Source organism: Sphingorhabdus sp. (assembly GCF_044357595.1).
GTDB lineage: Bacteria > Pseudomonadota > Alphaproteobacteria > Sphingomonadales > Sphingomonadaceae > Sphingorhabdus_B.
Map to the genome: position 1 here is coordinate 1 of NZ_JBIKPH010000075.1, position 12,010 is coordinate 12,010.

Genomic DNA, 12,010 nt, shown 5'->3' on the forward strand with positions numbered 1-12,010 from the left:
GTATCCTGCGCTATTTGAAGGAGCAGATGGGGCAATCGCAAGCGGCGGTGGACGCATGGTACCGGCACTGGATCATCGAAGGCTTTACTGCTTTGGAGGCTATGGCCCCCGAAGAGGGTCTATTCGGCGGTGACCTGCCTAATCTGGCCGATGTGTGCCTGGTGCCGCAAATGGCCAATGCGCGCAGGGTCGACACGCCATTTGCGCAATTTCCCAAATTAATGCGGATTGATGCCGCGCTGACGGCGTTACCCGCCTTTGTCGCTGCACATCCTGATCAAGTGAAGCCGGACTGATGTCTGCCAAGAAACTGAGGCTTAGTGCCTTTCTTCCGTACCAATTGTCGATTACGTCGAACGCCGTGAGCGATCTGATCGCGCGAGCCTATCGGGGCAAATTTGCGCTAAAGGTCCCCGAATGGCGGGTTATGGCGCTGTTGGGCGAAGGCGATGTGGCCACGCAGCGGCAATTGGTTGCTGCAACCGCTATGGACAAGGTTACGGTAAATAGGGCCTGCAAGGCGCTGGAGGAACGGGACTTGATCAGCCGCGTGCCAAATACAGCGGACGGGCGATCGCACCATCTTGCGCTAACGCCGGCGGGCCGCGATCTGTATGAACAGATTGTACCTGAGGCGCTTAGCTTAGAGGCTGAGCTTGAGACAATATTGGGCAGCGGCGAGGCGAAGATACTTGAGGCAATGCTTGCGCAATTACGCGCCAGGGTAACTGAACTCGGCTAGTCCGAACTAATCGCAGGACGGCCAACTTTGGCGGTTGAGGTTTTGGGCATCCTATCTTCCAACGCATCAAGCCAGGCGCGCGCGTTGTCACCGACAAAAACCTGCGGCCGTGATGGGACAAGCCTTAACTGGCCTTCCCAGTCAGAGATCAACCGTGTTGCCTCCCCCACAGCGGCGTCGAACCTGTGTTGCTTACGCAGAGCATTGTTAACCAACGCATCGCCAAAAAAGGTCCAGTCATTGCCCGGCGCGCATCCAAAAGATGTACGTTGTGATGATGCTGCGGTGACGATGACGGTTTGGTCATTGGTTAGCAGCGGAAGGAAAATCCCTGAAAAGCATGCCGACAGCAGCACCATGCGGCGTTTGATGCCGACGCCATCAATCAAATTGGCCAGACGCTGTGGCCCAATCATGCCCCCGGCATATTCCCCGTCGCGATAGGCAAGGCCCGATACTGGGTCGCCATGGGTGGTGGCAAACAGGAAGAGCACATCCTCCTTAGGATCCATCTTCGCGGCAATAGCTGCCAGACCTATGGCCAGGTTAGATGGTGACCCTTGCGCGGGGCCTGTGGCCTTGTCGTCTGCGCCTGCTGCAAGATGAAGTGTACGCCCCGCCGCGCCATAGCGCCGTGCCAACACATTGGCGGCTTCGGCAGACTCGCGGGTGAATACAGGGTCGGAATCGAGGCCAATGGAAAGAACATAGGCATCCACAACACCGGGCCGTTGCGGTTGCAATGTGGCAATGGCAGTGGTGAGCCGTTTATGCTGTGACAAATACCATGTTGCCGACCGGCTTTGCTCCGCAAACCACCCATTTTTAGCGGCTTCGATCGTGTTAAACCTCTGCTGCTGGCTGAAGGCAGAACCGCTGACAAGCAGCGAAAGTGCCAATGCGCCGAATTGTGCCAACCGCATTGTGTCAATCCCCCGTCCCATGCGGGCAATTCTAGACACACAGTTGCGGTTGCCGCAACTGCAATATGGTTGCATGATGAGGCAAATCTGGAGAACAATCATGAAACTTGCATCATTGAAGTCGGGCCGTGACGGACATCTGGTTGTCGTGTCAGACAATCTCGCTTGGTATGCGGACGCAGCGCATATTGTTCCAACGATGCAGGCGGCGCTTGATGATTGGGACGACGTCGCGCCCCGGCTGCAAGCACTGGCGACTGACCTGGAACATGCGGTTATCCCGCGCGAACGTTTCCACGAACATGACGCGGCGGCACCCCTTCCGCGTGCCTATCAGTGGGCGGACGGTTCGGCATATGTGAACCATGTGGATTTGGTCCGCAAGGCACGCGGCGCAGTGCTGCCCGAAAGCTTCTGGCATGACCCGTTAGTATATCAGGGCGGTTCCGACGCATTCATGGGCGCGCGCGATGACATTCCTTTGGCGGACGCAAATTGGGGCTGCGACTTTGAGGCGGAGATTGTTGTCGTGACGGGCGATGTGCCAATGGGAACATCCGCTGCTGACGCCTTGTCTTACGTCCGTCTGATTGGGCTCGTGAACGATGTGTCCTTGCGCAACCTTATCCCCGCCGAGTTGGAAAAGGGCTTTGGCTTTGTCCAGTCAAAGCCTGACAGCACTTTGTCTCCGGTATTCGTCACGCCTGACAGCCTTGGGGATTATTGGCAGCATGGCAAATTGCACCGGACGTTGCATGTCGACCTTAACGGCGCGCCATTTGGCAGGGCCGTTGCCTCGGATGACTGTACCTTTGATTTTGGCACATTGATCGCCCATCTCGCCAAGACCCGCAATGTCGGGGCGGGGTCTATCATTGGGTCAGGGACAGTGTCCAACCGCGATGCCGATGGCGGTCCCGGCAAACCCATTGCCCATGGTGGCCTTGGCTATAGCTGCTTGGCCGAAGTGCGCATGGTTGAGAAAATACAGACTGGCGAGATGGCAACGCCATTCCTGAAAGACGGCGACATATTGCGAATTGAAGTGCTCGACGACGCTGGCCACAGCATATTTGGCGCTATCGAACAGAGCATACGCACGTCCCAATAGGGCGGCCTATTGGCTGTCCTTTCTGATCCATTTATTTGTTACCGGAAAATGCGTCGCTGATCGAGCAAGCAGCTGGCCCAAGAATAAAAATGAACAAAGTCGGCAGAATGAACAGGATGAGCGGAATGGTCATAATGGCTGGCAAACGCGCCGCGCCAAGCGTTATTATGTTGTAAATCAACCGATATCGGATGTCGGTGTAAATCGACGCCAACAGCGCAATTGCCAAGCCGCCAAGGGTAAAGTAAGCGAGAGTTTCACTGGTCATTTGGGCAGTATTTACTAAGAAAGAATGCCAAATCGTAACTATGCACGCACCAAATATCCCGATGAACCGACGTATTATTCCCGCTGAAGCAGTGGAAAGCCGTTGGCACGCCGCCGATAACTGGGCGATCCGCCGTATTGATTGGCAAGGTGCTAACCCGCCGCGTGGATCCTTATTGTTCCTGCCGGGTCGCGGCGACCATTATGAAAAATATCTGGAAACTTTGGCTTATTATGCCGACGCCGGCTGGCGCGTTACCGCGATTGATTGGCGCGGGCAGGGCGAGTCCGGGCGCTTATTGGATGACCGCGAAGTCGGACATATCGACGATTTTGCGACTTGGATTGCTGACGTGCGGATGTTTTGGAGTGGCTGGAAATCGGAAAATCCCGGCCCTCATGTCGTGATGGCGCACAGCATGGGCGGGCATTTGGCGATGCGGGCTTTGGTCGAAAAGGCGATTGACCCCGATGCCGTGGTCATGAGCGCACCGATGTTGAGCATTCAAACTGGCGGCCTACCGCTGGGCTGGAACCACGCCTTTGCAAAGCTCATGGTCACCTTGGGCAAGGGCGAAGTTGCCGCATGGAAAATCAGCGAGAAGCCTATGTCGCCGCTAAGCATGCGCGGCAAAATGCTGACGCATGACGATGATCGCTATGAAGATGAAATTGCATGGTGGAAATTGCGCCCGAACGTCAAATTGGGCCCGCCAAGCTGGCACTGGATAGAGCGCGCCATAGCATCCATCCGCATGCTTGAGGCGCCGGGCCTGTTGGAGGCGGTGCAAACACCTATCCTGTTGCTCGCGACCACGGGCGACCAACTCGTCAGTACCCCGCGCGTCATGGCCGATGGCAAGCGCTTACCGCATGCCGAAACCTTGATTTTCGGCAAAGAGGCTGCGCATGAATTGCTGCGTGAAGCCGATCCCGTGCGCGACCAATGCCTATCGCGTATCAACAGCTTTCTGGATGCCCAAGCGCCGCGAACATGAACGACTTTGACTTTGCCATTATCGGTGCTGGCATCGCTGGCGCAAGCCTTGCCGCCCAATTGTCTGCCCGCCATAAGGTAGTGCTGATTGAGGCAGAGGCGCATCCCGGCTATCATTCGACCGGTCGGTCAGCCGCCTTTTGGGTCGAATGCTATGGCGGGCCGGGGGTGCAACCCCTGACCACTGCGTCAGGCCCGTTTCTGGCCATGCCACCCGCCGATTTCCATGACGGCCCATTGATGCACCGACGCGGCGCGCTGCACATCGGCACCGCCGAGCAGATGCCTTTAGCCGACAATATGCTGGCCGAATTTGCGGCGAGCGGGGTGCATATCGAACATATCGATCGCCGCGCGGTCGCCGCCCATGTGCCAGGGCTGCGTGAAAATTGGACGCACGGGCTTTGGGAACCGACCTGTTGCGATATTGACGTCGCCGCGCTCCACTTCGCCTATTTGCGCCAAGCCAAAAGACACGGCACGCAACTGCACTGCAACAGCCGCTTGCATGCCGCAAAGTGGCACAGCGGCACATGGCAGATCAGCGCCGGCAGCTTGAACTGTTCGGCCAACATCATCATCAACGCTGCTGGCGCATGGGCCGACGCAGTGGCGCAGATTGCGCAGGTCCGTTCCTTGGGCATTCAACCCTATCGCCGCACTATTTCGCAATTGGCTGTGTCGCCTCAGGTTCCGGCGGAATTGCCCTTGGTCATTGGGCTGGATGGTAGTTTCTATTTCAAACCCGACACTGGCGGACGGTTATGGCTCAGCCCGCATGACGAGACCGCAACCCCCGCCTGCGATGCGGCACCGGACGAGATCGACATCGCCACAGCCATTGATCGGCTGCAACAGGTGGTCGACTGGGATATTCGCCGCGTGGAGCGCAAATGGGCGGGGCTGCGCAGTTTTGCGCCCGACCGGCTTCCCGTGATTGGGCGTGATAGCGCACATGACGCATTTTTCTGGTTTGCAGGACAGGGCGGCTTTGGCATTCAAACTGCACCTGCCGCAGCGCAGCTTGCCGCATCGTTGCTGGATGCAGACATCGCCGCGCCGCAAGGGGTGGACGCTGCTGTGTACGCACCGGCGCGTTTTCACTAAAATCTTAAGGCTTGGCTATTGCCTCTGCAGCATCGCTTGCCAAGCGGTCTGCGCGTTCATTTTCGGGATGGCCATTATGCCCTTTGACCCAAATCCATTCGACTTGATGCCGGGCCGTGGCCTCAATCAGGTCATGCCATAAATCGACATTGCTGACAGGCTGTTTGGAAGCGTTTTTCCATCCATTGCGCTGCCAACCGTGAATCCATTTGGTTATCCCGTCGATGACATATCGGCTGTCCGTATGCAATTTGACCTCGCATGGCTCGATCAGGATTTTAAGCGCTTGAATGGTTGCGGAAAGTTCCATCCGGTTGTTCGTCGTATCGGGATCGCCGCCCGAAATTTCCTTTTCATGCTTGCCATAACGGATGACAGCGCCCCAACCGCCGGGGCCGGGATTGCCCTTGCAGGCGCCATCCGTGAAAATCTCAAGCTGCTTCACGTAGGATGCCTTAACATATTTTCGACCGCTGCAGCGTCGCTGTAGAAATCCAGCCGGCGCAGAAACGCCAGCGGGTCTTTGCGCGTCACAAGCGCATTGGCTGGTGTATTAATCCAGTCATAACAACGGGTTAATAGAAACCTTAAAGATGCCCCGCGCAATAACATGGGCAAAGCATCGCGGGTCGCTGCGTCCAACGGCACAATATCGGCATAGCCCGCCAGCAAGCCTGCGCTCACATCGGCGTCAAACACCGCGCCGTTGTTGGAAAAGCACCACGCACTGTGGGTCACCGCCAAATCATAAGCGCGGATTTCGGTGCAGGCGAAGTAAAAGTCGATGAGGCCACCGACATGGTCACCCAACATCAGCACATTGTCGGGAAACAAATCCGCATGGATTGCCGCGACGGGCAAATCTTTTGGCCAATGCGCGTCCAGATAATCGCATTCTGCAAACACCCGCGCCGAAAGCCCCTCAGAGATAGCCTCCAGCCCGTCGACCGTGCAGCGCATCGCCAAGGGCCGCCACGCGGAAACGCCAAGGCTATTGGGCCGCGACAGAGTGAAGTCGGCCAGTGCCTTGTGCATTTGCCCCAATGCCGCGCCGGTCGAATATGCTTGCGCTGCCGTAGGTTCTGTCACCGACACGCCATCGAGAAATTCGATAAGGCAAGCGGGGCGGCCAGCGACGGTCTGAAGCCATGCGCCCTTGCGGTCGGCCATGAATTGCGGAACCTTACAGCCCGCGTCATGCAAATGCTTTAACAAGGCATAGAAAAAAGGCAGATCATCTGGATTTACGCGGTTCTCATACAGCGTCAGGATGAAGCGGCCTTGCGTGGTCTGCACGAAAAAATTGCTGTTTTCGACGCCCTCGGCAATGCCCTTAAGCGCGACCAGCTCGCCCACATCATAATGCGCCAGCAATGCATTAACCTGTTCGGGCCCTAACTGCGTGTAAACCGCCAAATTAGTTCGCCGCGCCAGCCAGTTCGCGTGGCAGTTTGAACGTGACAGTCTCTTCAGCCGTTGTGACCTGCTGTTCATCTAGGTCAAAATGCAGCGCGAGCGCGTCAATAATCTCGCGCACCAACACCTCAGGGGCAGAGGCACCTGCGGTCAGGCCGAGCGTGCGGACATCGTCAAACCAGTTTAGGCTAATCTCTTCCGCGCGCTGCACCAGATAGGCCTTGGTTCCGGATCGAGCCGCAACCTCAACCAAACGCTGCGAGTTCGAGCTGTTGGGCGCGCCGATGACAAGGACAAGGTCGCATTCATGCGCAATCGCCTTCACCGATTCTTGGCGGTTGGACGTCGCGTAACAAATATCCTCACCCTTTGGCCCGACGATATTGGGGAAGCGCTGTTGAAGGACCGATACGATTTCCGATGTATCATCGACCGACAAAGTCGTTTGCGTCAGAAACGCAAGATTGTTGGCAGCGGCAGGTTCAATCATACGCGCGTCATCGGCAGTTTCAACCAATGTCATCGCGCCGACTGGAACTTGGCCAAATGTGCCGATGACTTCGGGATGCCCTTCGTGGCCCACAAAGATGATGTGACGGCCGGCATCCACTTGCCGTTCGGCTTGCTTGTGGACTTTCGAAACCAGGGGACATGTGGCGTCAAAATAAGCAAGGCCGCGCTGTTGCGCGTTGGCGGGTACCGATTTGGGCACGCCATGCGCAGAAAATACGACATGGCCGCCATCGGGTACTTCATCGAGTTCCTCGACAAATATCGCGCCTTTGGCTTTCAGGCTGTCGACCACATAACGGTTGTGGACGATTTCATGGCGGACATAGACAGGCGCGCCATGCTGTTCGAGCGCAAGCTCGACAATCTTGATGGCGCGGTCAACGCCCGCGCAAAATCCACGTGGCGCGGCCAGAAGCAGCCGAAGCGATTTCTTAGGGAGCGATTGTTCGGTCATGAGCAATAGCCTTTAGGGTCATGACCACTTAAATTCAACTCCGAGGCGTCAAAATGGCTTCGATCTCAAAGTAAAATGCCCTTGCAGGCAGAATAACTGCCTGCGGCGAACATTTTATTTCGATATCTTTGCCATTTTGACGCCTCGGAGTTGAGTTTAAGTGGTCATGGCTTTGGATAAATACGCTGCATCCGCCAATACCTTTCCCCTGTTGCGCAGGTCGCGATGGGCGGATAAGGACGAACGCACGTTTCGCACTCGCGACCCAAGCTTAAGAACCCCAAGGATTAGACTGTATGAAATTTGCCGCCAAAGCCCTGACCGTCGGTATCGTTGCAGCTGCTTTGGCTGGCTGCTCTCGCGAAGGCGATTTGGACGTCGGCGCTGGTGTCGGCGTAAACGTTACGCGTTCGGGCTGCCCGACGGTGGCGGTGCCCGATGGCACCGGTGATGTTACGATTTTCAGTCCAGTGAGCAGCCAAGACGCGGACGCCATTGATATCGTTGCAACGGTGACCAATGTGCGCACCACATGCAACGAAAGTGGTGAGAAAATCTATGCGCAGGCCACCTTTGATGTGCAGGCGCGGCGCAGCGATGCAAGCGGCAGCCGATCGGTAACTCTGCCCTATTTCAACACCGTGGTGCAGGGCGGCAGTGCCATTATCTCCAAGCGTGTTGGTCAAGTCACGATCCAGTTCGCCGACGGCCAGCAGCGTGCGTCCGCACAGGCGCAAGCCGCGAGCTACATTGACAAGGCATCGGCAAGCTTGCCCGCCGAAATCATCCAAAAGATTACCAAAAAGCGTAAGCCCGGTGATCCGGATGCCGCTCTCGACCCAATGGCCGATCCAGAAGTGCGCGCAGCGGTCGTCCGATCAAGCTATGAAATGCTACTCGGCTTTCAGCTGACCGAAGATCAGCTGCGTTACAATGTCACGCGTTGATCCGCGTTAACTTCAAGGCACAGTCATGACCCTTTTTGAACAGTATGCAGCGCATGTCGACCATGCGTTGGACGCACTTGTGGCGCTCGGAACGCTGCCTGCGGACATTGACCGGAGCAATGTAACGGTCGAGCCGCCGCGCGACGTGACGCATGGCGACATCTCCACCAATGCCGCCATGGTCTTGGCCAAACCCGCCGGAACCAACCCGCGCGCATTGGCAGAGGCTTTGTCAGCAGAATTAGCCAAGGTCGCTGGCGTCACGGGCGTTGAAATCGCCGGACCCGGCTTCCTGAACTTGCGGCTTGCTGCATCGGCATGGCTGGATGAATTGCGCGCGATTGCGACGTCGGGTGACGATTATGGCCGATCGCATCTGGGTGATGGCAAGTCGGTGAATATTGAATATGTTTCGGCCAACCCGACGGGCCCCATGCATATGGGCCATTGCCGTGGCGCTGTGGTTGGCGACGCGCTGGCCAAATTGCTCGAATTTGCCGGTTACCGCGTGATCCGCGAATATTATATCAACGACGCGGGCGGCCAAGTCGATGTGCTCGCCCGCTCAGCGCATCTGCGTTATCGTGAGGCCTTGGGCGAGACCACAGAAATCGCCGAAGGTCTGTATCCCGGCGATTATCTTATCCCTGTTGGCCAAAGCCTCGCTGAACGCTTTGGGGACGAATATGTCGCCGCCCCCGAAAGCGCGTGGCTAGTCCTGTTCCGCAAGGCGGCGGTTGCAGAAATGATGGAGATGATCAAGGAAGACTTGGCCTTGCTTGGTATCCACCATGATCTGTTTTCGTCCGAAGCCGAACTGCATGCGGCGGGCAAGGCCGACGTCGCGGAAAAGGAGCTGCGCGCCCGCGGGCTTGTCTATGACGGCGAACTGGAAAAGCCCAAGGGCAAGGACATCGAAGACTGGGAGCCTGTGACTTTGCCCCTGTTCCGGTCAACGCAGTTTGGCGATGATCAGGACCGCCCCATCAAGAAATCCAACGGCAGCTGGACCTATTTCGGCGCTGACCTCGCTTATCATTTCCAGAAAAGCCAAGGCGTCGATGCCATGATCGACATCTGGGGTGCTGACCATGCGGGTACGGTCAAGCGGATCAAGGCGGCGGTCAATGCGTTGACCGGTGGTAAGGTCGATTTCGATATCAAGCTGGTGCAAATGGTTCGCCTGCTGCGGGGCGGCGAGCCTGTCAAAATGTCCAAGCGGTCGGGCAGCTTTGTGACGCTGGCCGAAGTGATTGAAGAGGTCGGCAAAGACGTCGTCCGCTTCACGATGCTGACGCGCAAATCCGACGCGCAGATGGATTTTGACTTCGCTAAGGTGGTTGAGGCGTCGAAGGACAATCCGGTATTCTATGTGCAATATGCCCATGCGCGGATTGCATCGACCATGCGCAAAGCGGAGCTTGAGGGACTTGGTCCCAACGGCGCGCATGTTGCGCTGCTGGGCGATGCAGAGATTGGCCTCATCCGCGAAGCCGCCAACTTCCCCCGCATAGTTGAGGCTTCGGCAAAGTCCGGCGAACCGCATAGAATTACATTTTATCTCAATGATCTATCGGCTGCGTTCCACGCTTATTGGAACTTGGGCAATGACCAAGCTGACAAGCGCTTCATATTGGCACAAAATCCCGAACTGACGGGAGCAAGGCTTTTCATGGCGCACAATATCGGGCAAGTCTTGCGCAACGGGTTGCGGTTGATGGGGGTTGAAGCCGCTTACAACATGTAGTGAAGAAGGAATGGGCATGGTGGATAGCAGGGACGATGGACTGAATTTCGACGACAATAATCGTCTGCCTTGGCTTGAAACTGCTGACGGTAATGAGGGCACGGACGGTGGATCGCCGTTGAAGATATTTTTCATGGTCGTGTTTGGTCTTGCCCTGCTCGCGGCGATTGCCGGCGGCGCGTATTGGTTTCAGAACAGCCAATCCCGCGGTGCAAACGGCAATGGCGCACTGATCGCTGCGCCAAAGGGCGATTACAAAGAAAAGCCCTTGGATGCCGGCGGTAAAAGCTTCGAAGGCGAAGGTGACTCTGCCTTTGCCGCAAGCGAAGGTCAGAAAACGGGCGCCGTGCTCGCGCCACGACCAACTGGACCAGATGCTGCACCTCAGCTTGCCATTGCTGCGCCGGCAGCCCCAGTTAAAACCGACATCGCGCCTGCCAATGTCGTGATGGTTCAGCTTGGCGCATTTGGTGATTCCGCCAAGGCCGAAAGCGCGTGGGCTGCGCTCAACAAACGCTTTGGCTTTCTTTCTGGCGTGAACCGCAAAATCGCGGAAGCCAAAGTCGAAGGGGGCCGCGCTGTGTTTCGGTTGCAGGCGATTACGTCCAATTCATCCGAAGCGCAGCAGCTCTGCGCAAAGCTTAGGGTTGCGGGCGAAAACTGCCTAATCGTGCGCTAACCGCAGCGGCATAAAGGTTGAATAGTTTTAAATTGCAACTTATGCGACGCACTGCTTCCAGAGGAGAATAAAATGCCTGCTTTATATGACGCCGCCATGCCAACTTTTATCCGCGGTCTGAAAAACCTGTCCAACATGCTCGAAAAGGGCAAGGCCTTTGCCGCTGCGCAGGGCATGGAGCTTTCCGAATTGCTGGATGCGCGCCTGATTGACGACATGGCCTCGCTGACGAAGCAGGTGCAGATGACAACCGATACCGCAAAGTTCGTCGCGGTTCGCGTTGGCCAGATTGAAAACGACCCATGGGCCGATGATGAAGCCAGCTTCGCCGATGTGCAGGCCCGTGTGGCAAAAGCGATTGCGTTTCTGCAAGCCGCATCGCCCGATGGCTTCGAAGGCCGCGAAGACGCAACGGTCGTGCTGACGACCCCAAGCGGCGACATTCCTTTTACCGGCAGCAATTATGTCCATGGCTTTGCCATCCCCAATTTCTTTTTCCATCTGAGCATGGCCTACGCATTGCTGCGTATGAAGGGCGTGCCCTTGGGCAAGCTCGATTTCTTGGGCGCTATCCGGTAATTATACACAGGTTAAAGGCCGCTGTGCTCTGCTCCATGCTTGCCTTGGGGCGGCAGCGGCCTTAGCAATCTGTTCATGAAGCCGGTAATTTTTGGCCTATCGGGCCTGACCCTGACGGATGATGAAAAACGCCTGTTTCGCGATGTCGAGCCAGCAGGCTACATCCTGTTCAAACGCAATATCGAAGACAAAGCGCAGGTCCGCGCGCTGACCGACAGCTTGCGGACCTTGCATGTCCGCGACACGGTGCCGATCCTGATCGATCAAGAGGGCGGCCGGGTTGCACGCATGCGGCCGCCGGTCTGGCCTGACTTTCCCGCTGGCGGCGCATTCGACGCGCTGTACGACATCGCGCCCATCACCGCGATTGAGGCCGCGCGGTGCAATGCAGAGGCTATTGCACTGTCGCTCAACGAAGTCGGCATCAACGTCGATTGCTTACCCGTGCTTGACGTCCGCGTGCCCGAAACACATTCCGCCATTGGCGACCGCGCCTTGGGCAGTGAACCACTGCGCGTGGCGGCGCTT

The 12,010-nt window shown here is 57.0% G+C and carries 13 protein-coding genes and 2 pseudogenes; 10 read left to right on the top strand and 5 right to left on the bottom strand.

The genetic code is table 11. The features are described from left to right. Together ACIQ2T_RS08510 and ACIQ2T_RS08515 are read left to right on the top strand one after the other, a co-directional pair. Window positions 1-296: pseudogene (locus ACIQ2T_RS08510) on the top strand (maleylacetoacetate isomerase); the annotation flags it as partial. Continuing rightward, on the top strand, window positions 296-742 hold the full coding sequence (locus ACIQ2T_RS08515; protein WP_397590438.1) for a MarR family winged helix-turn-helix transcriptional regulator: 447 nt from the start codon (window positions 296-298) through the stop codon (window positions 740-742). The pseudogene ACIQ2T_RS08510 and the gene ACIQ2T_RS08515, both read left to right, overlap by 1 nt. Here ACIQ2T_RS08515 and ACIQ2T_RS08520 read toward each other — a convergent pair. Continuing rightward, the gene (locus tag ACIQ2T_RS08520) at window positions 739-1,665 is read right to left on the bottom strand and encodes a C13 family peptidase (protein ID WP_397590439.1); all 927 of its coding nucleotides are present in this window, start codon (window positions 1,663-1,665) and stop codon (window positions 739-741) included. The genes ACIQ2T_RS08515 and ACIQ2T_RS08520 overlap by 4 nt on opposite strands. A gap of 100 nt (window positions 1,666-1,765) precedes the next feature. On the opposite strand from ACIQ2T_RS08520, the gene ACIQ2T_RS08525 reads away from it, so the two are divergent. Beyond that, complete coding sequence (locus ACIQ2T_RS08525; protein ID WP_397590440.1) at window positions 1,766-2,776, top strand: fumarylacetoacetate hydrolase family protein; 1,011 nt, start codon at window positions 1,766-1,768, stop codon at window positions 2,774-2,776. Window positions 2,777-2,807: 31 nt separating this feature from the next. On the opposite strand, the pseudogene ACIQ2T_RS08530 reads toward ACIQ2T_RS08525, so the two are convergent. Continuing rightward, window positions 2,808-2,930 (bottom strand): annotated as a pseudogene (locus ACIQ2T_RS08530) (type II secretion system F family protein); the annotation flags it as partial. A 175-nt stretch (window positions 2,931-3,105) separates the two neighbouring features. On the opposite strand from ACIQ2T_RS08530, the gene ACIQ2T_RS08535 reads away from it, so the two are divergent. Together ACIQ2T_RS08535 and ACIQ2T_RS08540 are read left to right on the top strand one after the other, a co-directional pair. Then, window positions 3,106-4,041, top strand: a complete 936-nt coding sequence (locus ACIQ2T_RS08535; RefSeq protein WP_397590441.1) for an alpha/beta fold hydrolase — start codon at window positions 3,106-3,108, stop codon at window positions 4,039-4,041. After that, window positions 4,038-5,147 carry an NAD(P)/FAD-dependent oxidoreductase gene (locus ACIQ2T_RS08540; protein ID WP_397590442.1) on the top strand — a complete coding sequence of 370 codons (1,110 nt, stop codon included), beginning with the start codon at window positions 4,038-4,040 and terminating at the stop codon, window positions 5,145-5,147. The genes ACIQ2T_RS08535 and ACIQ2T_RS08540 overlap by 4 nt, the downstream gene beginning before the upstream one ends. A 4-nt stretch (window positions 5,148-5,151) precedes the next feature. Here the strand turns inward: ACIQ2T_RS08540 and rnhA are convergent, their stop codons facing one another. The 3 genes from rnhA to ispH are packed head-to-tail and all read right to left on the bottom strand — an operon-like array spanning window position 5,152 to window position 7,530. Then, window positions 5,152-5,592: a ribonuclease HI gene (rnhA, locus tag ACIQ2T_RS08545; protein WP_397583293.1), complete on the bottom strand. Its 441-nt coding sequence runs from the start codon at window positions 5,590-5,592 to the stop codon at window positions 5,152-5,154. Then, window positions 5,589-6,563: a homoserine kinase gene (gene thrB, locus ACIQ2T_RS08550; protein ID WP_397590443.1), complete on the bottom strand. Its 975-nt coding sequence runs from the start codon at window positions 6,561-6,563 to the stop codon at window positions 5,589-5,591. Before thrB ends, rnhA begins: the two co-directional genes overlap by 4 nt. 1 nt (window position 6,564) lies before the next feature. After that, window positions 6,565-7,530, bottom strand: a complete 966-nt coding sequence (ispH, locus tag ACIQ2T_RS08555) for a 4-hydroxy-3-methylbut-2-enyl diphosphate reductase (RefSeq protein WP_397590444.1) — start codon at window positions 7,528-7,530, stop codon at window positions 6,565-6,567. Between the two features lie 296 nt (window positions 7,531-7,826). On the opposite strand from ispH, the gene ACIQ2T_RS08560 reads away from it, so the two are divergent. From ACIQ2T_RS08560 to ACIQ2T_RS08580, 5 genes are all read left to right on the top strand, one after another. Beyond that, window positions 7,827-8,477, top strand: a complete 651-nt coding sequence (locus tag ACIQ2T_RS08560; protein ID WP_397590445.1) for a hypothetical protein — start codon at window positions 7,827-7,829, stop codon at window positions 8,475-8,477. 25 nt (window positions 8,478-8,502) lie between these two features. Next, a complete protein-coding gene (gene argS, locus ACIQ2T_RS08565) occupies window positions 8,503-10,224 on the top strand; it encodes an arginine--tRNA ligase (protein WP_397590446.1) in 1,722 nt (573 codons plus the stop codon). Between the two features lie 16 nt (window positions 10,225-10,240). Next, entirely contained in the window at window positions 10,241-10,903 is a 663-nt protein-coding gene (locus ACIQ2T_RS08570; RefSeq protein WP_397590447.1) for an SPOR domain-containing protein, read from the top strand. Window positions 10,904-10,975: 72 nt separating this feature from the next. Next, a complete protein-coding gene (locus ACIQ2T_RS08575) occupies window positions 10,976-11,482 on the top strand; it encodes a DUF1993 domain-containing protein (protein ID WP_353208566.1) in 507 nt (168 codons plus the stop codon). Window positions 11,483-11,557: 75 nt separating this feature from the next. Continuing rightward, a partial coding sequence (locus tag ACIQ2T_RS08580; RefSeq protein ID WP_397590448.1) for a glycoside hydrolase family 3 N-terminal domain-containing protein occupies window positions 11,558-12,010 on the top strand: 453 nt, incomplete at its 3' end.